The 23,506-nt window shown below is 67.2% G+C and carries 21 protein-coding genes; 13 read left to right on the forward strand and 8 right to left on the reverse strand.

Annotated elements, in window-relative coordinates:
• The first annotated feature begins 127 nt into the window (after positions 1-127).
• From ACT531_RS01430 to ACT531_RS01480, 11 genes are all read left to right on the forward strand, one after another.
• Positions 128-976 carry a 3-hydroxybutyryl-CoA dehydrogenase gene (locus tag ACT531_RS01430; protein WP_015012375.1) on the forward strand — a complete coding sequence of 283 codons (849 nt, stop codon included), beginning with the start codon at positions 128-130 and terminating at the stop codon, positions 974-976.
• Positions 977-1,056: 80 nt separating this feature from the next.
• Positions 1,057-1,875 (forward strand): crotonase/enoyl-CoA hydratase family protein, encoded by an 819-nt coding sequence (locus ACT531_RS01435; RefSeq protein ID WP_476016230.1) that lies wholly within the window; start codon positions 1,057-1,059, stop codon positions 1,873-1,875.
• 270 nt (positions 1,876-2,145) lie between these two features.
• Positions 2,146-2,610 carry a MarR family winged helix-turn-helix transcriptional regulator gene (locus ACT531_RS01440; RefSeq protein ID WP_476016231.1) on the forward strand — a complete coding sequence of 155 codons (465 nt, stop codon included), beginning with the start codon at positions 2,146-2,148 and terminating at the stop codon, positions 2,608-2,610.
• An 83-nt stretch (positions 2,611-2,693) separates the two neighbouring features.
• Positions 2,694-3,110 (forward strand): organic hydroperoxide resistance protein, encoded by a 417-nt coding sequence (locus ACT531_RS01445; RefSeq protein WP_476016232.1) that lies wholly within the window; start codon positions 2,694-2,696, stop codon positions 3,108-3,110.
• A 4-nt stretch (positions 3,111-3,114) separates the two neighbouring features.
• Positions 3,115-3,501 carry a DUF1304 domain-containing protein gene (locus ACT531_RS01450; RefSeq protein WP_476016233.1) on the forward strand — a complete coding sequence of 129 codons (387 nt, stop codon included), beginning with the start codon at positions 3,115-3,117 and terminating at the stop codon, positions 3,499-3,501.
• Between the two features lie 134 nt (positions 3,502-3,635).
• Positions 3,636-4,394 (forward strand): metallophosphoesterase family protein, encoded by a 759-nt coding sequence (locus ACT531_RS01455; RefSeq protein WP_110961588.1) that lies wholly within the window; start codon positions 3,636-3,638, stop codon positions 4,392-4,394.
• Between the two features lies 1 nt (position 4,395).
• On the forward strand, positions 4,396-5,835 hold the full coding sequence (locus ACT531_RS01460; RefSeq protein WP_476016234.1) for a serine/threonine protein kinase: 1,440 nt from the start codon (positions 4,396-4,398) through the stop codon (positions 5,833-5,835).
• Between the two features lie 97 nt (positions 5,836-5,932).
• Complete coding sequence (locus ACT531_RS01465; protein ID WP_476016235.1) at positions 5,933-7,027, forward strand: DUF2855 family protein; 1,095 nt, start codon at positions 5,933-5,935, stop codon at positions 7,025-7,027.
• Positions 7,028-7,071: 44 nt separating this feature from the next.
• Positions 7,072-8,130, forward strand: a complete 1,059-nt coding sequence (locus tag ACT531_RS01470; protein ID WP_476016236.1) for a serine/threonine protein kinase — start codon at positions 7,072-7,074, stop codon at positions 8,128-8,130.
• A 160-nt stretch (positions 8,131-8,290) separates the two neighbouring features.
• A complete protein-coding gene (locus ACT531_RS01475; protein WP_476016237.1) occupies positions 8,291-9,058 on the forward strand; it encodes a response regulator transcription factor in 768 nt (255 codons plus the stop codon).
• A 57-nt stretch (positions 9,059-9,115) separates the two neighbouring features.
• Positions 9,116-9,424 (forward strand): hypothetical protein, encoded by a 309-nt coding sequence (locus tag ACT531_RS01480; RefSeq protein ID WP_295944321.1) that lies wholly within the window; start codon positions 9,116-9,118, stop codon positions 9,422-9,424.
• A gap of 185 nt (positions 9,425-9,609) precedes the next feature.
• Here ACT531_RS01480 and htpG read toward each other — a convergent pair whose 3' ends face one another.
• The 7 genes from htpG to ACT531_RS01515 all read right to left on the reverse strand — a co-directional run bounded on the left by htpG (position 9,610) and on the right by ACT531_RS01515 (position 19,184).
• Positions 9,610-11,589, reverse strand: a complete 1,980-nt coding sequence (gene htpG, locus ACT531_RS01485) for a molecular chaperone HtpG (RefSeq protein ID WP_476016238.1) — start codon at positions 11,587-11,589, stop codon at positions 9,610-9,612.
• Between the two features lie 160 nt (positions 11,590-11,749).
• A complete protein-coding gene (locus tag ACT531_RS01490; protein ID WP_015012363.1) occupies positions 11,750-12,685 on the reverse strand; it encodes an exopolyphosphatase in 936 nt (311 codons plus the stop codon).
• A gap of 103 nt (positions 12,686-12,788) precedes the next feature.
• Positions 12,789-14,093, reverse strand: coding sequence for an esterase/lipase family protein (locus ACT531_RS01495; protein ID WP_476016239.1), 1,305 nt, complete (start codon positions 14,091-14,093; stop codon positions 12,789-12,791).
• 44 nt (positions 14,094-14,137) lie between these two features.
• Positions 14,138-15,034, reverse strand: a complete 897-nt coding sequence (locus ACT531_RS01500) for a pseudouridine synthase (protein WP_476016615.1) — start codon at positions 15,032-15,034, stop codon at positions 14,138-14,140.
• 282 nt (positions 15,035-15,316) lie between these two features.
• Positions 15,317-17,650 (reverse strand): putative bifunctional diguanylate cyclase/phosphodiesterase, encoded by a 2,334-nt coding sequence (locus ACT531_RS01505; RefSeq protein ID WP_476016240.1) that lies wholly within the window; start codon positions 17,648-17,650, stop codon positions 15,317-15,319.
• Positions 17,650-18,294: a methylamine utilization protein gene (locus tag ACT531_RS01510; RefSeq protein ID WP_476016241.1), complete on the reverse strand. Its 645-nt coding sequence runs from the start codon at positions 18,292-18,294 to the stop codon at positions 17,650-17,652. Before ACT531_RS01510 ends, ACT531_RS01505 begins: the two co-directional genes overlap by 1 nt.
• Positions 18,291-19,184 carry a DUF4394 domain-containing protein gene (locus tag ACT531_RS01515; protein WP_476016242.1) on the reverse strand — a complete coding sequence of 298 codons (894 nt, stop codon included), beginning with the start codon at positions 19,182-19,184 and terminating at the stop codon, positions 18,291-18,293. Before ACT531_RS01515 ends, ACT531_RS01510 begins: the two co-directional genes overlap by 4 nt.
• Before the next feature lie 403 nt (positions 19,185-19,587).
• On the opposite strand from ACT531_RS01515, the gene ACT531_RS01520 reads away from it, so the two are divergent.
• Complete coding sequence (locus tag ACT531_RS01520) at positions 19,588-21,303, forward strand: methyl-accepting chemotaxis protein (RefSeq protein ID WP_476016243.1); 1,716 nt, start codon at positions 19,588-19,590, stop codon at positions 21,301-21,303.
• Positions 21,304-21,352: 49 nt separating this feature from the next.
• On the opposite strand, the gene ACT531_RS01525 is transcribed toward ACT531_RS01520, so the two are convergent.
• Complete coding sequence (locus ACT531_RS01525; RefSeq protein WP_015012356.1) at positions 21,353-22,078, reverse strand: Crp/Fnr family transcriptional regulator; 726 nt, start codon at positions 22,076-22,078, stop codon at positions 21,353-21,355.
• 165 nt (positions 22,079-22,243) lie between these two features.
• Here ACT531_RS01525 and ACT531_RS01530 point away from each other — a divergent pair, with 165 nt between their 5' ends.
• Positions 22,244-23,455, forward strand: a complete 1,212-nt coding sequence (locus tag ACT531_RS01530; RefSeq protein ID WP_476016244.1) for an ABC transporter substrate-binding protein — start codon at positions 22,244-22,246, stop codon at positions 23,453-23,455.
• Positions 23,456-23,506: the final 51 nt, after the last annotated feature.

Consider the following 23,506-nt stretch of genomic DNA (forward strand, 5'->3'; position numbering starts at 1 on the left):
TGTGGTGTCTCCTCCGCCATGCTGCGCAGCGGCTTGTGGGTTCAGGTTTGACGCACGATAACCGAACGGCCGTGCGATTCCCCTTACCATTCCGTCTATCCGTTTCACTTTGAAGAGGGCTCTCTATATGACGATTCAGACCGTAGGCATCATCGGCGCAGGCACCATGGGCAACGGCATTGCACAGGCCTGTGCGGTGTCGGGCATCAACGTGGTGATGGTTGATATTTCGGATGCTGCAGTGCAAAAAGGCCTGGCCACCGTGGCCGGCAGCCTGGACCGCCTGATCAAGAAGGAAAAGATCAGCGAAGCCGACAAGGCGGCCGCCCTGGCGCGCATCAAGACTTCCACCAGCTACGACGACCTGAAGGCCGCGCAGCTCGTGATCGAGGCCGCCACCGAAAACTACGAGCTCAAGCTCAAGATCCTCAAGCAGGTGGACGCCATCGTGGCGCCCGAGGTGATCATTGCCTCGAACACCTCTTCGATCTCCATCACCAAGCTGGCCGCCGCCACCAGCCGCGCCGACCGCTTCATCGGCATGCACTTCTTCAACCCCGTGCCCATGATGGCGCTGGTGGAAATCATTCGCGGCCTGCAGACCAGCGACGCGACCCACGACGCCGTGAAGGCCTTGGCCGAGGCGCTGGGCAAGAGCCCCATCACCGTGAAGAACGCGCCCGGCTTTGTGGTGAACCGCATCCTGGTGCCCATGATCAACGAGGCCTTCTTTGTGCTGGCCGAGGGCCTGGCCACGCCCGAGGACATCGACGCCGGCATGAAGCTGGGCTGCAACCAGCCCATCGGCCCGCTGGCGCTGGCGGACATGATCGGCCTGGATGTGTGCCTGGCCGTGATGGACGTGTACCTGACCGAGTTTGGCGACAGCAAGTACCGCCCCTGCCCGCTGCTCAAGGAAATGGTGGCCGCCGGCCGCCTGGGCCGCAAGACCGGGCAAGGCGTCTACACCTACTGACGGCCTTCAGCGCGCTGTCCCTCGGGGGACGGCGCGCAGTTTCCATTGCGTTTTCAATCATGGGCCAGGAGACCGCGCCCATGAAACACATCACCCCCACCACACCCCCGCCCGAGGGCTGTATCGACACCCAGGTCATCGGCCATGTGCTGCTGATCGGTATCAACCGGCCCGCCAAGCGCAATGGCTGGACGCCCCCCATGTTCCGCCAGCTTGCCGAGGCTTACACCCGCCTCGATGACGACCCCGCCCTGCGCGTGGGCGTGCTGCATGCGTTTGGCGACCACTTCACCGCCGGGCTGGACCTGCCGGCCGTGAGCGCCTACATGCAGCGCGGCGAGAAAGCCATCCCTGAAGGCCTGGTGGAGCCCCACGACTACGGCCTGCCTGGCTACCGGCGCCGCACCAAGCCCATGGTGGTGGCGGTCAAGGGCATCTGCTTCACGGTGGGCATCGAGCTGATGCTGGGCGCCGACATCGTGGTGGCGGCCGACAACTGCCGCTTCTCGCAGATGGAGGTGCAGCGCGGCATCATGGCCACGGGCGGCGCCACGCTGCGCATGGCCGAGCGCGCGGGCACGGGCAATGCGCTGCTGCACCTGCTGACGGCCGACGAGTTCGGAAGCAGCGAGGCTTACCGGCTGAACTTTGTGCAAAAGGTGGTGCCCGCAGGCCAGGAGCTGCAAGAAGCGCTGCAGATTGCCCAGCGCATCGAGGCCCAGGCCCCGCTGGCCGTGGTGGCCACGCGGCTCAACGTGCTCAAGGCTATCGAGCAGGGGCAGGCGGCGGCGGTGGCGGACTTCATCCCCGTGCAGAAGCAGCTGGCCAACAGCGAAGACGCAGCCGAAGGCGTGCGCGCGTTTGTCGAGCGGCGACCGGCGCAGTTCAGCGGGCGCTGATTCCTGGTGGTTCGTTGTCGCCCGAACCGCCATGCGTCAAATTTCAAGCCAAATCGATCTCTAGCGCAGATGAATCATGCGCCAGTAGCTCTGCTATTGATAGCAATTTCCGAAGAGTAACGGGGGCACGACGCTCCCGCCTGCGCCAGCGGGACGCGCGAATAGCACCGATGGCGCGGCTCTGCTCCCCGACCCGCACAATCCCGCCCATTAACAAAGTTTTTCACAATTCAATTGCACACAATTTAATTTGCACCCACAATTCACCCCATGCCCAGCCACAGCACACCCCACATTCCCAGCCCCGCCATCCTGCGGCTGGACAACCAGGTCTGCTTTGCGCTGTATTCCGCCTCGCTGGCAATGACCAAGCTGTACAAGCCCCTGCTCGACCGCATCGGCCTGACCTACCCGCAGTACCTCGTGATGCTGGTGCTGTGGGAACAGGACGGCGTGACCGTGTCCGAGCTGGGCGAGCGCCTGTTTCTCGACTCCGGCACGCTCACGCCGCTGCTCAAGCGCCTGGAGGCCCAGGGCCAGATTGCCCGGCTGCGCGATGTGCAGGACGAGCGCCGCGTGCGCATCACCCTCACCGCCGAGGGCCGCGCGCTGCGCGACCAGGCCGAGGCCATTCCGCAGTGTGTGCTGCAAAGCAGCCAATGCTCGATTGCTGAGCTGACCGCCCTGACCACCGAACTCAAGCAGTTGCGAGACCGGCTCAGCGAGCAACGCTGACGGCCCGCAGAAATACGCAACGACACCGCCAGAACCGATTCCCTCCACCGCCCACCGTGGGCAACAACCGCAAGGAAGACACCATGACCAAGCTCGAAAAAGTCCTGTACACCGCCAAGTCGCATGTGACCGGTGGCCGCGATGGCGCCGCCAAGACCGATGACGGCCGCCTGGACGTCAAGCTGTCCTCGCCCGGCACCTCCGGCACCGGCACCAACCCCGAGCAGCTGTTTGCCTCCGGCTACGCAGCCTGCTTCATCGGCGCGATGAAGGCTGTGGGCGGCAAGATCGGCATCCCCGTGCCGCAGGACGTGTCCATCGACGCCGAAGTGGACCTGGGCCCCATCCCGAACGCCTACGGCATCGCCGCCCGCCTGGCCATCAGCCTGCCCGGCCTGGACAAGGAAACCGCCCAGAAGCTGGTGGACGCAGCCCACCAGGTCTGCCCCTACTCCAACGCCACGCGCGGCAACATCGACGTGACCATCACGATCGTCTAAGACGATGGGCCGCCAGCTGCTTCCCCGCATCGCGGTGGCCCTGGTGGCCATCGAGCATGTGTACATCCTCGTGCTCGAAATGTTCTTCTGGAACAAACCGCAGGGCATGAAGACCTTCAACCTGACCCAGGAGTTCGCCGACGCCACCACCACGCTGGCGGCCAACCAGGGGCTGTACAACGGTTTTCTGGCAGCCGGGCTGTTCTGGGGGCTGTTCACCGGCAACCGGCTGTTCAAGATCTTCTTCCTGGCCTGCGTGATCGTGGCCGGGGTGTTCGGAGCCGCCACCGCAGCGCCCAAGATCTTCTTCAGCCAGGCGCTGCCCGCGATCATTGCGCTGGGCCTGGTGCTGGCGCTGGACAAAAAAGCCGCCGCACAGCGCAGCCTCTGAGCTACCAAAACCATAGCTGCCAGCGCTTGATCAACAAGCGCTGGCAGCTATTTTTGCTTTGAAGCCACACAGGGATTGCCGCCTGCAAGCTGGCGTTCAGCGACACCCGCGATGATGGGGTTGGAGACAACCCCATGAAAATCGCCCTGCTGTCCGACATCCACGCCAACCGCCAGGCCCTCGACGCCTGCCTGCAACATGCCCGCGCCCAAGGCGCCGAACAATTTGCGCTGCTGGGCGACCTGGTGGGCTACGGCGGCGAGCCCGTGGCGGTGGTGGAGCAAGTGCGCGACCTGGCCCAGCAAGGTGCCCTGTGCGTGCTGGGCAACCACGACGCCATGGCCCTGGCGCCTCCCGCCAACCCGCGCAACCGCAGCGAGCTGGGCGCGCAGTGGACACACGACCAGCTCGGCAACAGCCACATCGCCTTTTTGCAGTCGCTGCCGCTCACGGCGCGGCTGGGCAGCAGCGCCTTGCTGGTGCACGCCAGCGCCGACATGCCCGCGCAGTGGCGGTATGTGGAGGACTCCAACGCCGCCGAGCGCAGCATGACCGCAGCGCAAGGCATCGACCCCGCCATCCGCTATGTGTTCTGCGGCCATGTGCACGAGCAGGTGCTGTACTTCCTCACGCCCACGGCCAAGCTGATGCGTTTTGCGCCCGAGCCCGGCGTGCCCGTGCCCGTGCCGACGCACCGCCAGTGGCTGGGCATCGTGGGCTCGGTGGGCCAGCCGCGCGATGGCGATGCGCGGGCCATGTACGCGCTGTTTGACGACACCGCCAGGCAGATCACCTTCTACCGCGTGCCCTACGACCACCTGGCCGCCGCCGCCGCCATCCGCGCGGCGGGCCTGCCCGGCTTCTATGCCGATCGCTTGGAAAAGGGCCAGTGAGATGAAGCTGCTGGAGCCTGGCACCGAGATCGACGGCTTCCGCGTGGTGGACTGCATCCACGCGGGTGGCATGGCCCACATCTACGCGGTGGAATACGCCCAGACCGACCGCAGCCCGGGCTTTCCGATGGCGATGAAGATCCCGCGCATGACGGCGGGCGACGGGGCCGAGAACATCGTGAGCTTCGAGGTCGAGCTGCAGATCCTGCCCGTGCTCAGCGGCCCGCATGTGCCGCGTTTTGTGGCGGCGGGCGACCTGGTGCGGCTGCCTTACCTGGTGATGGAGTACATCCCCGGCCAGACACTGCAGCACTGGCTGGACGAAGCGCCCGGGCGCTGCGATATCGCAACCATAGCCCGCCTGGGCGCCGCCACGGCCCACGCGGCGCACAGCCTGCACCAGCAGAACGTGTGCCACCTGGACCTCAAGCCCGCCAACGTGCTCATCAAGGACGACGGCACGGCCGTGCTGCTGGACTTTGGCCTCTCGTGCCACGCCCACTACCCCGACCTGCTGGCCGAGGAGATGCGCCAGGCCGTGGGCTCGCCCGCCTGGATCGCGCCCGAACAGGTGGTGGGCGTGCGCGGCGACCCGCGCAGCGATATCTTTGCCATCGGCGTGATGCTGTACGAACTGGCCACGGGCGAGCTGCCCTTTGGCGCCCCCACCACCAGCGGCGGCATGCGCCAGCGCCTGTGGATGACGCCCGCGCCGCCGCGCAAGCACCGCGCCGACATTCCGCCCTGGCTGCAAGAGGTCATCCTGCGCTGCCTGGAGCCCGAGGCCGCAAGCCGCTACCCCTCGGCAGCGCACCTGGCCTTCGACCTGTCCCACCCCGAGCAGGTGCTCATCACCGAACGCGGCGAGCGCACCGAGCGCACGCCGCTGGGCACCCACCTGCGCCGCTGGCTGCGCGCGGCGGGCATGCACTACACGCCCAGCCCCCTGCCCTCACAGCAGATCGAGGACACGCCCATCCTCATGGTGGCCGTGCCCCATGCCGACGTGACGGACGCCACGCTGTATTCGCTGCGCCAGGCCGTGGCCCGGTCGCTGGGCATTCGCCCCGGCGCACGGCTGGCCTGCGTGACGGTGGTGTCGCCCGGCGCCAGCAGCACCAGTGACAGCGAGCGCAGCGAGACCACGCTGCACCGCCAGCACATGGCCCGCCTGCGCCAGTGGGCCCAGGGGCTGGACCTGACCGGCCATGCCGTGAGCTACCACGTGCTCGAAGCCAGCGACGTGGCCCAGGCGCTGGTGCGCTACGCGGCCAGCAACCACGTGAGCATGATGATCCTGGGCGCCGCCACGCACGGGCTGCAGACCCAGCGCTTTTTTGCCACCGTGCCCATGCGCGTGGCACGCGACGCGCCTTGCACCGTCATCCTGGTCAAGCAGGCGCTGCCTTTCGAGCAACTGGCGCAGCCCACGGCGGACTGAGCCCGTTAGCAATCTGGCGCACCGACACGCCGCGCACCTGTCGCCCAGGCGGCGCGCATCGCTTGAGCGCGCGCACGCTTTGGTTTAGCGTGGCAGCATGAGCACCACCACCCTCCTCGTGCGCCAGGACCAGCTGGCCACCACCAGCCTGATCACCACCGACGACACCCCGCTGGCCGAAGGCCAGGTCCGCGTGCGGGTCGAGTCGTTTGCCCTCACGGCCAACAACATCACCTACGCCGCGCTGGGCGACATGCTGAACTACTGGCAGTTTTTCCCCACCGGCGAGGCCGGCTGGGGCATCGTGCCCGTGTGGGGCTTTGGCACCGTGGTGCAGTCGCTGCACCCGGCCGTGGCCGTGGGCGAGCGGCTGTATGGCTACTGGCCCATGGCCAGCCAGGCCGTGCTGTCGCCAGACCGCGTCAACCCCACGGGCTTCAGCGACGGCGCCCCGCACCGCGCCGGCCTGCATGCGGTCTACAACCACTACCTGCGCACCAGCACTGACGGGCTATACCGCGCCGACAACGAAGACGTGCAGGCGCTGCTGCGGCCGCTGTTCATCACTTCGTGGCTCATCGACGACTTTCTGGCCGACCAGCAGTTCTATGGCGCCAAGCGCATGCTGCTGTCCAGCGCGTCGAGCAAGACCGCCTACGGTACGGCCTTCCAGCTTGCGCAGCGGGAGGGCATCGAGGTCATCGGCCTCACCTCGCCCGGCAACGTGGCGTTTTGCGAGAGTCTGGGCTGCTACCACCGCGTGGTCACCTACGACGCACTGGACACCCTCGACGGTGCCACACCCAGCGTGTACATCGACTTTGCAGGTAGCGTGGGCCTGCGCCAGCGCATCCACGCCCACTTCACCGGCCTGGCCTACAGCTGCTCGGTGGGTGCGAGCCATGTGGGCGATCTGGGCGGCGCCGGCCAGCTGCCCGGCCCGCGCCCAGTGATGTTCTTTGCCCCCGCCCAGGTCAAGAAGCGCCATACCGACTGGGGCGCGCAGGGCCTGAACGACCGGCTGGTGGCAACCTGGAACCAGTTCAGCACCGCCGTGTCGGCCGGGCCGCAGCCCTGGCTGGTGGTGCAGCGCCATGCGGGGCCCCAGGCCACGCAGGCCCTGTTTGCCAGCGTGCTGGCAGGCAGCGGCGACCCACGAGCGGGGCATATCGCGACGATGCTGCCCGGCTGAAACGCTATGCGCGGCCGTCAAGGGCGCGGCGGCGACAATGGGGCATGACCCCATTGCCCCCCAATACCGCTGCCAACGCCTCGAACGACCAACACCCCTACGCCCGCCTCACCCCCGACCAGGTGCTGGACGCGCTGGCCAGCGTGGGCCTGTATGGCGACGGCCGCCTCATGGCCCTGTCGTCCTACGAAAACCGGGTGTACCAGGCCACACTGGAAGACGGCCAGCGCGTGGTGGCCAAGTTCTACCGCCCGGGCCGCTGGAGCGAAGCGCAGATCCTCGAAGAACACGCCTTTGCCGCCGAGCTGATGGCCGCCGAGGTGCCCGCCGTGGGCCCGCTGGTGCTGAACGGCGCCACCCTGCACCAGCACGATGGCTTTGCCTTTTCCGTCAGCCCCTGGCGCGGCGGACGCCAGCCCGAGCTGGACGACTTCGAGGTGCTGGAATGGATCGGCCGCTTTCTGGCCCGCATCCACACCGTGGGCGCCGCCCAGCCCTTTGCACACCGGCCCACGCTGGACCTGGCCACCTTTGGCACGGCGTCGCGCGACTGGCTGTTGATGAACGAGATCATCCCGCTCGACATGCAAGCCGCCTGGAAGACACAGTGCGAAAAAGCTCTTGATTTGATAGCTACCAGCGCATATTCCACTAGCGCTACAGGCACATTTGGCCTGAACGATGCCACCCAGATCCGCCTGCACGGCGACTGCCACCCCGGCAACATCCTCTGGACCCCGCTGGATGAATGGGGCCGGGGCGGCCCGCACTTTGTGGACCTGGACGACGCGCGCATGGGCCCGGCCGTGCAGGATTTGTGGATGCTGCTGTCGGGCGACCGGCGCCAGCGCACCCACCAGCTCGGTGCGTTGATCGACGGCTACGAACAGTTCCGCAGCTTCGACCGCCGCGAGCTGGCGCTCATCGAGCCGCTGCGCACCTTGCGCCTCATCCACTACAGCGCCTGGCTCGCGCGCCGCTGGCAGGACCCGATCTTCCCGGCCAACTTCCCGTGGTTTGGCAGCAGCGACTACTGGCGCGGGCAGGTGGACATGCTGATCGAGCAGATCGAGGCCATGCAGGAAGAGCCGCTGGTGGCCTGAGCAGGCCTTGTCCAGCCGGGCCCGCGCGGGCACCGGAGCATTGCAAACGATTGTCAAACCGCGCGCACAGCGGGCCGATGTGGGGCAACATCAAAGCGCTCCCTTGTGACGGGAGCGTTTTGTTGATCCACCGGGGTGTCAGCCCCCAGAGCCCATTCCCATGCGCATCGCAGTCCTTGACGACGACCTTCTCCTGCTGGAGCAGATCAAGGGCACCCTGGAATGCCACCAGCACGTGTGCCACACCTTCGCCGACGGCACCAGCCTGCTGCAGGCGCTGCGCCAAGAAACCTTCGACCTCCTGCTGGTGGACTGGCACCTGCCCGACATGGAAGGGACAGACGTGGTGCAGACCGTGCGCAACACCCACGGCATGCTGCCGCCCATCCTGTTCATCACCCGCCGCAGCGATGAACGCGATGTGGTCGAGGCCCTGTCGCGCGGCGCCGACGACTTCATGAGCAAGCCCCTGCGCATGGGCGAGCTGGTGGCCCGCACCACCGCCCTGCTGCGCCGGGCTTTCCCCCAGTCCATGGGCGCGCGGCTGGACTTTGGTGCGTACCGTTTTGACGCGGAACAACGCACCCTGCAACTCCACGGCGAAGCCATCGGGCTCAAGCACCGCGAATACGAACTCGCACTGTTCCTGTTCCGCAACGCAGGCCGCCTGCTGTCCCGCACCCACCTGCGCGAGGCAGTGTGGGGCGATGCCACCGACACCCCCTCGCGCTCCCTGGACACCCACATGTCCCGGCTGCGCAGCAAGCTGGAGTTGACGGAGGCCAACGGCTACACGATCACGGCGGTGTATGGGGTGGGGTACCGGCTGGATGCGGTGCCGCGGCAGCCGCCGCAGGGGGCTGGGGCGCACGGTACCGAGCGCGTCGCAGAGCGAAGCGACCTCCTGCCTCAAATGGAAACAAGCTGATGGCGTTGCGGGCGGCGCTGGGCTATGCTGCCGCCATCCCCCCTTTGCACTGCCCCCATGAAAGACTGGATTCGCAACGCCCTGTCCATCCGCCAGCCTCGCCGGCCCGCCCCGGTGGGCTCGCTGCCTCCGGTGGGGGCACTCATCATGCGGGGGCCAGTCAAGATGCTGGTCACACACCCGTTGCCCGCTGAGCTGTGGGACTGGCTGGTGCTGTCGGGCTGGCGAAACATGCCGGTCAAGGACGATCGGCGCAAGGGCATGCAACTGCCCGAAGGCGCGCTGAAGGCCCTGATCGATGCCGACCCGGCTGAGCGCAACCAGGTCCACGCACGCATCCTGGAGCTGGCAGAGCCCGAGGTGTGAGGAGTCGTCACGGACCTCCGAACGCCCCTGCAGGACGGGAAGACCGGATAACAGCACACGCCAGCCTCCACTCCCAATAAAGAAACCCCGATGGCGCCAGGCACCACCGGGGTTTCTTATTTTGATAGCAGCCAGCGCTTATGGCACTAGCGCTTGCGGTCGTTTTTACTCAAAAAGCACCCAACTCAGGCCAGCAAGGCATTCACCCGCTTGACGTAGGCTGCCGGGTCTTCCGGCAGGCCGCCTTCGGCCAGCAGGGCCTGGTCGAACAGGATGTGCGCCAGGTCGTGAAAGTGCACGCTGCCGTCCAGCTTTTTGACCAGTGCGTGTTCGGCGTTCACCTCCAGCACAGGCTTGGTGGTGGGGGCCTGCTGGCCGGCCTGCTTGAGCAGGCGGGCCAGCTGCGTGCTCATGCCGTCGTCCTGCACCACCAGGCACGCGGGCGAATCGACCAGGCGGGTGGTCACGCGCACGTCTTCGGCCTTGTCCTTGAGGGCTTCCTTGAGCTTGGCGAGCACGGGCTTGAAGGCTTCGGCGGCCTCTTCGGCAGCCTTCTTCTCGGCTTCGTCCTGCAGCTTGCCCAGGTCCACCGCACCCTTGGCCACGCTTTGCAGCGGGGTGCCATCAAACTCGTGTAGGTAGTTCAGCGCCCATTCATCCACGCGGTCGGTCATCAGGAGCACTTCGATGCCCTTCTTCTTGAAGACTTCGAGCTGCGGGCTGTTCTTGGCGGCGGCGAGCGTTTCGGCCGTGATGTAGTAGATGGCCTCCTGGCCTTCCTTCATGCGGGCCTTGTAGTCGGCAAAGGAGACTGTCACGGCATCGCTCTGCGTGGAGGCAAAGCGCAGCAGCTTGGCCAGGCGCTCGCGGTTGGCAAAGTCCTCGCCCAGGCCTTCCTTCAGCACGGCGCCAAACTCGGCGTAGAACGCGGTGTACTTGCCTTCCTTGGCCTTGTCTTCCTCGCTCACCACGTCGGTAACGCCGTCGGCGCCCTCAGCCGCTGCGGCTTCGTGCTTGTCGTGTTTGGCCAGGTCTTCCAGCATGCTCAGCACGCGCTTGGTCGAGCCTTCGCGGATGGAGCGCACGTCGCGGCTTTCCTGCAGCAACTCGCGGCTCACGTTCAGCGGCAGGTCGGCGGAGTCGATCACGCCCTTGACGAAGCGCAGGTAGGTGGGCATCAGCGCTTCGGCGTCGTCCATGATGAAGACGCGCTTGACGTACAGCTTAACGCCCGCCTTCTTGTCGCGGTTCCACAGGTCGAACGGGGCCTTGGCGGGGATGTACAGCAGCTGCGTGTACTCGGTATTGCCCTCGACGCGGTTGTGCGCCCAGGTCAGCGGGGCCTCGTGGTCGTGGCTGATGGTCTTGTAGAACTCGGCGTATTGTTCCTCGGTGATGTCCTTCTTGGGGCGCGTCCACAGGGCGCTGGCCTTGTTGATGGTTTCCCACTCACCGGTCTTGACCATGCCGCCGGGCTGGCGGCCGCCGTTTTCGTCATTGGGGTTGATCAGCTCGCCGTCTTTCCACTCTTCCTTTTCCATCAGGATGGGCAGGCTGATGTGGTCGGAGTATTTGGCGATGACCTGCTTGAGCTTCCAGGCGTTGAGGTATTCCTCGGCATCGTCGCGCAGGTGCAGGATGATGCTGGTGCCGCGCTGGGCGCGGGTGATGGTTTCGACCTCGAAGTCGCCCGTGCCACCGCTGATCCAGCGCACGCCTTCTTCGGGCTTGAGGCCCGCGCGGCGCGATTCCACGGTGATCTTGTCGGCCACAATGAAGCCCGAGTAGAAGCCCACGCCGAACTGGCCGATGAGCTGGGCGTCCTGTTTCTGGTCGCCCGAGAGCTTGCCCATGAAATCCTTGGTGCCGCTCTTGGCGATGGTGCCCAGGTGGTCGATCGCCTCTTGCTGGCTCATGCCGATGCCGTTGTCGGTGATGGTCAGCGTCTTGGCGGCCTTGTCGAAGGTCACGCGCACTTCGAGGTTGGGGGCGTCTTCAAACAGGGCAGCGTTGTTCAGGCCCTCAAAACGCAGCTTGTCGCAGGCGTCCGACGCGTTGGAGATCAGCTCGCGCAGGAAGATTTCCTGGTTGGAGTACAGCGAATGGGTGACCAGGTGCAGCAGCTGGGCTACTTCCGCCTGGAAGGACAGGGTTTGCTTGCTCATGGAGGGGTTCTCTCTATGGAAATCGGTCTGAACGAATGCGAATGGAATCGGCACAAAAAATCACGCCTGCCGAACCAGCAGGCGTGATGTAGGGGCATGTGCCCGGTTTTCAAGGGCCCGGCGTGAGCGGCGGACCGCCACCCCGCCGGGAGCGACGGCTTCAACCGTCGGTGGTGATGCGCTCGATCAGCGTCTTGAGCATGGCGTCGGCCTTGTCGTTGGCGACCTGGCAGGTGCCTGCCGCCGCATGGCCGCCGCCGCCAAACTCCAGCATCAGGTTGCCCACATGGGTCTTGCTGCTGCGGTCCAGGATGGACTTGCCGGTGGCAAACACCGTGTTCTGCTTTTGCAGCCCCCACATCACATGGATGGAGATGTTGCACTGGGGGAACAGCGCGTAGATCATGAACCGGTTGGTGGCCCAGATCGTTTCCTCGTCGCGCAGGTCCAGCACCACCAGGTTGGCAATGCGGATGGCGCAGCTTTGCAGCTGGGCCTGGGCCTTGGGGGCGTGCTCGCGGTAGAGCTGCACGCGCTCCTGCACGTCGGGCAGGGCCAGGATCTCGTCGATGGTGTGGTCGCGGCAGTACTGGATCAGGTCCATCATCAGCGCATAGTTGCTGATGCGGAACTCCCGAAAACGCCCCAGGCCCGTGCGCGAGTCCATGAGGTAGTTCAGCAGCACCCAGCCCTGGGGGTTGAGGATGTCCTCGCGCGAGTACTGGGCCGAGTCGGCCTGGTCCACGGCGGCCATCATCTCGTCCGTGATGCGGGGGAAGGCCGCCTTGCCACCGTAATAGTTGTAAACCACCCGCGCGGCTGAGGGGGCATGGGCTTCGATGATGTGGTTCTCGTCGCGGCGGCCCGAGTTGCGGATGGTTTCGGACTCGTGGTGGTCGAACACCAGGTGCGCACCCGGCACATAGGGCAGGTTAGTGGTGATATCGCGGCTGGTGATGGGCACCTTGCCGTCCTGCATGTCCTTGGGGTGGACGAAGGTGATCTCGTCGATCAGATTCAGCTCATTGAGCAGCACCGCGCAGACCAGGCCGTCAAAGTCACTGCGGGTCACCAGGCGGTATTTCGCATCACTCACTCAATTCTCCTTGTTATGTAGCGCACGGCGACATGGTAGCCGCGCCCGGGCCCCTGGCAAGCACCGCTTGCGTCAAAAAGCTGGCCGTCCGGGTACTCTTGGATCAATGGTCCTGCATCCAGTCCTGCAATTGCCGGGCCACGCCCGCGTCTGCCAGCAGATCCAGGTGGCCCAGGCGGTAGAACACCGCCTGGCGGGCCTTGGCAAACCCCAGCGTCCTGGAAGGATCATCGTGGATGCCCAGCGCACTGTGCAAGGGCACCAACCCGTCCCCCACCAGCCGCTCTCCCACCGGGCTGCGCTGCGCAGCCAGGGTGGCCGCCACCGCATGGCACGCCACCCCGGCGGGCAGCGGCACCGGGGTGCGCTGGTCGGGGCTTTTGCGAAAACGGTCCCGCCCCTGCCAGTCGGACTCCAGCACATGGCCGTAGCGCAGGTCGGTGATGCCCGCGCTGCGCAGCTGGGCCAGGCGCGCAAACGGGCGCGAATAGGCATTGCTGCCCAGCAGCACATCCACCCAGTGACCCGCGCGCTCTAGCGGCGCCCCGTGGTGCGGGGTGCCCAGAAAGACCAGGTGGCGCAGCAGGGGCAGCCACCCGCTGGCACCCGCTGGTGCCTGGGCCGCCTGGTGGCAGGCGCTGCGCGCCACCAGTCCGCCCATGCTGTGGGCCAGGATGGACAGCTCCGTCACCGGCACAGGCCATGAAGCCACCAGGGATGTGAGCAGGGCCGACAGCTCGGCCCCGTTGGTGGAGGTGTGCTGGCCCGTGTTGTAGCGCAGGTACACGGGGGTGTAGCCCAGGGCCTCGGCCAGATGGGCGCCATGGTCATGGCCGCGGCGCAGCCACTGCAGGTCGTTCATGCACAGGCCATGCACCAGCACCAGCAGCTTGCCGGTGGCGGCGCCCGGGGCGGCAAGCGCGTGCAAGTCCAGGGGCAGACCGTGCTGGTACCAGCCCATTGGCGTACACAGCGGGTTGCCGTCGCGCTGCAAGCGGTCGCCCATCACGCCATTGAGCGCGGCAATGACCGCCTCGCGCTCCCAGTGCACCTTACCGGCCGACGTGGCCGGGGCAAAAAACGGCTCCAGCCGCGCCAGACCCGCCTGCAGGCCCGTATCCACCAGCTGCGTCACCCCCCGGATGCTTTGGTACACCAGCCCCGTCAGTCCCCGCGTGCGACCCGGCTCGGCACCACCTGGCAGCCCCAGCGTGTCCAGCACCGACTGGTGCACCCCCTCGGCCACCCGGCTGATGCCGGTGGTGGCCTGCGTGGCCAGGCGCGCTACAGCGCGCAGGTCGGAGGCGCGCAACTGGCGCAGCGGGCTGGCCGTCGCCGCTTTAGTGCCGTCGCCCGCAGGGGTAGAGGGAGCAGGCTTGCGTGGCCGAGGTGCGGAAGGAAGGGGCATGAGAGGGGCTCCGTTTAAAAGTGCTTGCAAGGAGCCCGGGACTCTCAGAACCGCTCGTTGGGGGACAGGTAACGCCACTGACCCACGGGCAGGTTGCCCAGGGTCACGCGGCCGATGCGGATACGCTTGAGGCCCACCACCTTGAGCCCCACCAGCTCGCACATGCGGCGGATCTGGCGCTTTTTGCCCTCGGTGAGCACAAAACGCAGTTGCTCGGGGTTCTGCCAATCGACCTTGGCGGGCTTGAGCGGCTCGCCGTCCAGGCTCAGGCCGTGGCGCAGGCGCTCCAGCAGCTCTTTGGGAAACACCGCCTGCACATTGGTGCTGACGGGGTCACGCTCGTTGATTTCCTGCAGTGGCGCGGAGCGCTCCCCGGGGTGATGGGGCGCCGCCTGGCCCGGGGCCTGGTAGACCACGCGCACCAGGTACTCCTTTTCCATCACGGAGTCCTCGCCAATGATCTGCCGGGCCACGCGGCCGTCCTGCGTCAGCACCAAAAGGCCCACCGAGTCGATATCGAGCCGCCCGCAGGGCGCCAGGCCCCGCAGCTGGGGCGGCGAGAAGCGGTTGCGGCTGGGGTCCTCGCGCCAGTGGGTGCGGGGGTTGATCAGCGCCACGGCGGGCGTGTGGCCGTCTTCGGCCTGGCCGCTCACGTAGCCAATGGGCTTGTTCAGCAGGATGGTGACGCGCTGCTCCTGGAAGCCCTGGGCAATCTTGTCCACCTCGATGCGGTCGGCCGCCGTGACCTGCTGGCCCATGGTGGCCACCACGCCATTGACCTTGACCCAGCCCTGCTCCACCCAGTCGTCGGCCTCGCGGCGCGAGCACAGGCCCAGCTCGGCCATGCGCTTGTTCAGGCGCGAGGTGGGCAAGCCGCCCACGGTGCCCGTCGCTGGCGCAGGCACCTGGCGCACCGGCGCCACAAAAGCGCCCGACGCCACGCGGTAGTTGGAGGGTGCAGGGGCGCGGGACGGCCGTGGGGCCCGGGGCGGCGGAGCGGGCCGTGCAGAAGCAGGCCGAGCAGGGGCGGGCTTGGCCGTCAGGGTCGGGCGGCGCAGCACGGGCCGACCGGCGGCTGGTGCAGAAGACGATGGGCCGCCAACGTCGGAGGCGGGAGCGGCGGCAGGGCCCGCAGGCGGGCGAGAGGAGGAGGAAGACATTGCGGGTATTTTCGCCTGTGGACTGCTTAGCCCCCAAACAGAGAGGCGGCGGCCTGCTGCCAGCTACCCCTGGCGCGCCTGCCAGGCGAGGAAATCATCCACCGGCAGGGGCCGCGCGATGTGGTACCCCTGCGCCTCGTCGCAGGCCAGCGCACGCAGGCGATCCTGGATGGCGGCAGTCTCCACGCCTTCGGCCACCACCGTGAGTCCCAGGTTGTGCGCGAGGTCGATGGTGGAGCGCACGATCATCGCGTCGTCCTCACCCGTTTCCATGCCCATCACAAACGATTTGTCGATCTTGAGTTCATCGACCGGCAGGCGCTTGAGGTAGGCCAGCGACGAATAGCCGGTGCCGAAATCGTCGATGGACAGCTTGAAGCCCTGCTCCGACAGGCGGTTGAGCATGGCCTCGGCGCGCTGGGGGTCGTCCATGATCGCGCTTTCGGTGATCTCCAGGCAGAAGGCACTGGCTGGCACCCCATGGCGCGCCAGGATGTCGGCCAGCCGGTGGCTCAGTTCGGGGTCGAGCAGGTCGCGCGTGGAGAGGTTGACCGACACCCTGAGCGGCAGGCCCTGGGTGCGTGGGTCGGCCAGCAGGCGCGCTACTTCTTCAAACATCCACAGCGTGAGGTGGCGCACAAACCCGGTCTGCTCGGCAAACGGAATGAACTGCATGGGCGGCACCAGACCGCGCTGCGGGTGCTGCCAGCGCACCAGCGCCTCGGCCGCCAGGCCCGGCTGCCCGTGCAGGGGCACCTTGGGCTGCAGGTACAGACGCAGCTCATGGTGTTCCACGGCGTGGCGCAGCTCGGTCAGCAGCGACAGGGTCTGCGCGCTGGACGAGTCAAACGCCGCGTCGTACTGCAGGGCCCCGCTGAGTTGGCGCTTGGCGGCGTACATGGCAATTTCAGAACGGCTGAGCAGCGTGTCGGCGTCGCCCGCATCACCCGGCCAGCAGGCAAAGCCGATGCCAGCGCTCAGGTCCACCGTCTGGTCCTCGAAGGCCAGCGGTAACTCGAACGACTGGTTGATGCGCTGGGCCACGTCGTGCGCGTCCGCCGCATCGGCGCGCTGCAGCAGGATGGCGAACTCATTGCCGCCCAGGCGCGCCACCATATCGTCGGGCGAGCGCACCTGCTGGCTCAGGCGCTCGGCCACGGCCTGCAGCAGGCGATCGCCAAAGGCATAGCCCAGCACATCGTTCACATGCTTGAAGCGGTCCAGGTCCAGCGTGAGCACGGCCAGGGGCTGCGGCGTGCTGGCACTGGCGGCAATGGCCTGCACCACGGCGTCGCGAAACCGCTCCCGGTTGGGCAGGCCCGTCAGGCGGTCCCAGTAGGCCAGGCGGCGGATCTCGGTCTGCTGGGCGCCAATGTCCACGCGCATGTGGTCGAACGAGCGCGCCAGGTTGCCGATCTCGTCCGTGCGGTCGGTGTGCTCCAGCGGTACGTCGTATTCACCACGCGACAGCCGCTGCGTGGCCGCCAGCAAGGAGCGCAGCGGCGTGGCGAGCCGTTGCGCCACCAGGCCCGTACCCACGGCAAACAGCAGCACACCCGCCACGGTGATGATGGCCAGCAACACCTGCAGCTGCCGGTAGGGGGCTACCACCTCGTCCACCGACCGCAGCAGCAGCGAGTGCACCTCGCCCCCCACGCTATCGAGCGGGCTGGAGCGCGCCAGCAAGGTGCCCTCGGCCGTCTGCAGCTCGCCCGCCGCACCACCGCTGGCCAGCAGCAAGGCCTGTGCGTCCTTGGGCAGGGTGCTGACCGGCAGGGTCATTGCGCCCCCGGGGGCCTTGACCATCAGGGCCACATGCACCGACAGGAGCTGGCGCATTTCGTCGGCACGCGACTGGTCGATGCGAAAGCCCATCAACACCCAACCAATGACCACCGGCGCCCGCATGGGCACCATCACGAACTGGTAGGGAATGCCTTCCATCACCGCGATCTGGCTGCCCTGGGGCTGCTGCGCGAGGCGCGGCACCACCTGCTGCAGCGTGGCCGGAAACTGGTCCATGCTTCCCGTGAGGCTGACCGCACGCAGCGTGAGGTCGGTGCTCAGCAGCGCCGTCACGGCCGCGCCGATGCGGCTGCCGTGGTTTTCGAGCACCGACTGGATGGTTTCCTCGTCGCCCGAGTTGACCGCCGAACGAAACCCGTAGTCCGCCGCCAGCAGGGCCGAGCCCTGGCGCAGTTGCTCCGCGTTCTGGTCCAGCAGGCGGCGCCAGATGTTTTCATCCAGGTCCAGGGCGCGCGCGATCTGGGCGCGCGCATTGCGGTCGATGGAGGCCCGCACCACGGCAAACCCCGCCGCCTGCACGATGAGCAGCAGCAGCAACGACAACCCCACCAACCGCAGGATCAGGCTGCGCCGGGCCAGGCGCAGCCGCATCAAGGTTGCAACCCCGTCATGCGCACCGCCGCCGTGGCCGCTCCTGTGGCCGGCACGGTCAGTGCCTGCTCCAGGGCCGGGGCGCCCACCGGCAGGCGGGCGTGCCAGGTGCGCAGCGTATAGGTGCCAGGCGGCACGTTGTCGAGTTGTGCCTTGCCCGTGGCCGCAGGGGTGCGGGCGTAGTACGGTGTGTCCACCACCAGCACCCACCCCACCATCTGGTCGTGGATGTTGCAGCCCAGCGTGACCACGCCAGACTTGTCAAACAGCACAGGGTTGGACGGCGTGCCGCTGTAGAGCTTGAGCTCGAACTTCTTGGCGGGCGAGAACGAGTACACGTGGTGCCGCACGGTATCGTGGTTGGGAAACCGCACCTCGGTGCCCACCGGCACCACCAGCACACCGGGCACGAACTGCCGCTTCTCCTGCGCCATCTCCACGCCAACGAGCGGCTTGACCTGCTTGCGGGCCTCGGCCGAGTCCAGAAAGACCACGGCATCGGCCAGCGGCTTGCCCGCAGCGTCGGACACATCGACCTGCACCGTGCCCGCCTGCGCGCCGCCAGCCAGCAGTACCAGCGCAGCAAGCGCTGCCAACCGGGCCAACCTGGCGGGCTGCAGCGTCGGCGGGCCGGCCAGCCTCATGGTTCGATCGCCAGGCCCACCAGGGGCGCGCCATCGCCCACCACACCCAGGGGGCGGGTGGCGCCAGTGGCCAGGTCCACCTGGTGCAGGCGGGTCTGGGTGTCGGCGGCTGTGCGCACGGCAATCAGGGCGGTGTTGCCCACGTCGGCAATGTCAAAGCTCACATCCGTGAGCGGTCCCAGCCCCAGCGGACCCACGGTGCGCAGCTGCCCGGCGTTGGGCGACACCATCGGCTGAGTCCCCTCGCGCGAGCCCTGCATCACCAGCACACCCAGCGCGCGGTCGATCGCGTAGTTGGTGGTGATCTTGCTGTCGTTGGGGTTGTAGGTATAGGCGGCACCGGCAATGTCGGGCCGGCGGCGGGCGTTTACATCGCCCCAGGCGTAGCGCAGGCTGGGGTCGGGCTGCACACCTTCCACAGTAGCGTCGCCATCCACCACCGCCCCCGTGTCGGGGTGCAGGCGCAGGTTCTGGCTCGTGTTGGACACCACCCGGATGCGGTCGGCCGCCGGGTTGAAATCAAAGCCGAACACCGTGCCCTGCAGTGCCAGCGCAGCAGGCGCGGGGCCGACCGGGCGCAGCGCACCCGTGGGAATGTCGAGCGTGTACAGGCGGCCCGCTTGCGACAGCGCATAGAGCACGCCCTTGGCCACGCGGAAGTCGATGCCGACCAGCCGCTCGCCGGGCGCCAGGCCCGTCACCGGGCGCCGCTCCAGGATGCGGTCAGGCTGTGCTGCGTGGAAGGTGATGAGTTCGTGCGAGGCCGTCACGGCCACCAGCGTTTCGCGCAAGCCGGTATCGGGCCGGGGCGCCGCACAGCCAGCCAGCACGGCCAAGGCCACTGCAGCCACCGCTGCACGCAGCGTGGAGGAGGGAAAAAACGGATGCATGGGACGCCTCGCAAGTGTTACAGGTTTATACCTGATCGGCTGCACCCGCGGCGGGGACAAGGGCAAACCCCGAGCCTCCACCAACTATGTTTTTAATAGCACCGAAGGCATGATTTATTTGCGCCCATAGCGTTTTTACCAATGATTTCACCGGCATCTTCTGTTGCACTTTGACGCCAGTGCACCAAGGCTGTGCACGGCTGCATTTGTAACAAGACGGCTATGCAGATCGGGCATGGGAGCATCCTCAACACTCATGACACATTTTGTTGTTATTGCCTACACTGCACCGACCTCTGCCCCACCCATCGGGCGCCCCGGGGCCGGTGGGCACCGTTATTGCTTTTGCACCAAAGCCCCCGCTTGATCACGCTTTGATCTTTTTCGATACCCAAGGACCCCCATGTCGGCTGCTTCCACCCTCAAATCCCTGTCGATCTCCAGCCGGCTGAGCCTGGGGTTTGGCTGCATGCTGGTGCTGCTGGTGGCCGTGGCAGCGGTGGGGCAGCTGTCCGTGGGCAAGGTGCACGATCAGATGACCCAGATCACCGGCGTGGGCGCCAACAAGGCCAAGCTGGTCAACGGCATGCTGGAGAGCGTGAGCGCCATCGGCATCCAGAGCCGCTCCGCCGCCATGCTCAACGACATCGACCCCAAGCAGGCGCGCGAGCAGATCGTGGCCGTGGGCAAGACGCTCAAGGAATACGCCGCGCAAGAAGCTGCATTAACCGAGCTGCTCACCCCCGCCAAGGCCACCCCTGCAGAGCTCAAGCTGCTGGGCGAGGTGCAGGCCCTGGGCGGCAAGACCCGCCCCGAACTCGACAGCGCCATCAAGGCCGCTGACGACGGCGACACCGTGAGCGCCACGCTGGCGCTGATGACCCGCGTGGCCCCCGCAGAAACCGCCTGGCGCGCCAAGCTGCGCGAGCTGATCGAGCTGCAAAACACCCTGAATGCTGAAGCCACAAGCTCGGCAGAACAAACCCAGAGCAGCGCCCGCGTGGTGGGCGGGCTGCTGGTGCTGCTGGCCATTGGCCTGGGCGCGCTGATCGCCTGGCGCATCACGGCCAGCATCACCGCCCCCATTGGCCGCGCGGTGGTGGTGGCCGAGCGCATTGCGCGCGGCGACCTCACCTCGCAGGTCGAGGTGCGTATCCACGACGAAACCGGCCGACTGCTCGAAGCCATTGCCGCCATGCAGGAGCGCCTGCGCACCCTGGTGGGCGAAATCGGGCAGACCGCCGACTCCATCCTGGTGGCCAGCTCCGAGGTGGCCTCGGGCAACCTGGACCTGAGCCAGCGCACCGAGCAGACCTCGCACAACCTGCAAAGCGCGGCCAGCTCGCTGGTGGACCTGACCGGCACGGTGTCGCAAAGCGCCGACTCGGCCCGTCAGGCCAACCAGCTCGCGTCCACCGCGTCCGATGCGGCCACACGCGGCGGCGAAGTGGTGGGCCAGGTGGTGCGCACCATGGACACCATCAGCGCCAGCTCGCGCAAGATCGCCGACATCATCAGCGTGATCGATGGCATCGCGTTCCAGACCAACATCCTGGCGCTGAACGCCGCCGTGGAGGCCGCCCGCGCCGGCGAACAGGGCCGCGGCTTCGCGGTGGTGGCGGGCGAGGTGCGCAACCTCGCGGGCCGCTCGGCCCAGGCGGCGCGCGAGATCAAGGCCCTGATCGGCACCAGCGTGGACCAGGTGCAGGAAGGCAGCACGCTCGTCAACCACGCCGGCAAGACCATTGAAGAACTGGTGCAGTCGGTGCGCCGCGTGTCCGACATCATGGGCGAGATCACGGCCGCCACGCAGGAGCAAAGCCAGCGCATCGGCCATGTGAGCCATTCGGTGGGCGCGCTGGAGGAAATGACGCAGCAGAACGCCGCGCTGGTGGAAGAAGGCGCGGCTGCCGCCGACAGCCTGAAGGACCAGGCCGGGCGCCTGACGCAGATGGTGGGCACCTTCCGCCTCTCGCGCAACGACGGCGGCGACGAGGACAGCTGGGGTACCGCCAGCCCCGCCGCAGCACCGGCGGCGGTGCCGGCGCCCACACGCACTGCAGCCCCGCGCCCACTGGCCTCGGCCCCATCGCGCGCTCCTGCACTGCCGCGCAGCTGACGGGACTTTCCCACGGGCGTACGCTCCCGGAGGGAATGCGCACAGCGCCTCAGGGGGCGGTCACGCTGGACCGAAGCGCCGCCAGGTCCAGCACGCGCAGGCCGCCGTACTCCACACGGATCGCGCCTTGCGCCTCCAGCGCAGACAGCGCCTCGTTCACCCGCTGGCGTGACAGCCCCACCAGGTAGGCCAGCTCTTGTTGCGTGATGCGCAGCACCTCGCCCACGCCCGGGTACAGCACCGGGTTGAACAGCGAGGCGAGGCTACGGGCCACGCGCACATCGGGATTGTTCAGGCGGTCGATTTCGCGGGCTGCGATGAACTGGCCCAGGCGCTCGTTGAGCTGGTTCATCACGAAGCGGTTGAAGCCGATGGAGTGGTCCAGCAGCCAGTGAAAGCTGTCGATGGGCAGCCCCGCCACCACGCTCTTGCGCAGGGCCTGGATGTTGTAGCGGTAGGGTTCGCGCTTGATGGTGGTGCCCTCGCCAAACCAGCCGCCGGGCGGCAGGCCCGCATAGGTCATGGTCTGCCCCTGGGCGTTGTCGGTGCTCATCTTGAGCAGGCCCTCCACCACCCCAAACCAGTAGGTCACCGGGCGCCCGACGCGGCACACATAGTCGCCCGGTTTGGCATCCCCCACCAGCAGCGATGCCACCGCGCGCTCCCGCTCGGCGGGCAGCAGCAGGGGGAGCCAGGGAATGCCTTCCAGCTCCTGCGGCGTGGGCGAACGGCGCCGCTGGTGCAGCGACAAGTCCTGGTGGGTGCGTGGGTCCATGGCGCAAAGGTTCTCACGAAAAAGGGCGCCCCGCAGCCGCCTGGGCATGCGGGAATACCACGACCCCAATTGTCGTCAGACCGACAAAAAAATGCCAATCGTGACGGGATGATGTCGCCTCGCGCCCCTGCCACCTACGGAGGGCGCCCCGAGGAGACAAGCACCATGACCCAACCATCTTCCACCACCGCACGCCCCCTCCACCCCGCGCCCGCCGCGCCGCGCCCCCTGGCCCGCCGCCAGGTGCTGGCCGCCGCAGCCGCCACCGCAGCGGCCGTGGGCCTGCCCGGGCTGGGCTGGAGCGGCGCAGCCCGCGCGCAGGAAGGCGCGATCAAGATCGCGCAGTCCACCGCCCTCACTGGCCCGCTGGGCGATCTGGGCTCGGCCATGCACCAGGGCGCCAAGGCCGCGTTTGCGGGCATCAACGCGCGCGGCGGCGTGCACGGCAAGGCCATTGAACTTGTCACCCAGGACGACACCTACGACGTGCCCAAGGCGCTGGCCAATGTGGAGCAGTTTCTGGCCGACCCTGGGTACTTTGCGCTGTTCAACTGCATGGGCACGCCCATGATCGACGCCATGCTGCCCAAGGTGATCGAGAGCGGCATCCCGTTTTTTGCGCCCTTCACCGGCGCGCAGCTCAGCCGCACCAAGAACGCCCGCAACGTGTTCAACATCCGCGCCAGCTATGCCGACGAGGCCGAGAAGCTGGTGCAGCACCTGTCCACCATAGGCATCCAGCGCATTGGCATCGTCTACCAGAACAACTCGTTCGGCAAAGAGGTGTTCAACGCCGCCAAGCAGTCGATGGACCGGCTCAAGCTGCCCGAGGCCGTCACGGTGACAGTCGAGAACAATGCCTCGGACGCGGGCAGCGCCGCCGCCAAGCTGGCGGGCGGCAACCTGGAGGCCATCGTGATTGGCCTCGCAGGCAAGCCCACGCTGGAGTTTGTGAAGGCGTTCCGCGCGCTCAAGCGGGGCGTGACGCTGTATGCGCTGTCGGTCATGGGCACCCCGGCCACCGTCAAGGCCCTGGGTGCGGACGCCACGGGCATGGCGATTTCGCAGGTGGTGCCCCTGCCCTCCAACGTGGTGATGCCCGTGGTGCGCGAGTTCCAGGCCGCCTGGAAGGCCTCGGGCGCCACGGCCGAGCCTTCGCATCTGGCGCTGGAGGGCTACATCAACGCCCGCGTGTTTGCCGAGGCCTTGCAGCGCGCAGGCCGCAACCCCACCCGCGCAGCCTTCATCGACGCCACCTGGAACCTGAAAAAGTGGGACCTGGGCGGGTTCGAGATCAGCGCCAGCACCCCGGACCGCAACGCCTCGCGCTTTGTCGAACTCACGCTGGTGGGACGCGATGGGCGGTTCTTGCGATAGCCCGAAGGGCCCGCCGGTGGCACGCTGATGACAGGGGCGCGCTGCGGCGGG

The sequence above is a fragment of the Acidovorax sp. DMC1 genome (assembly GCF_056314325.1).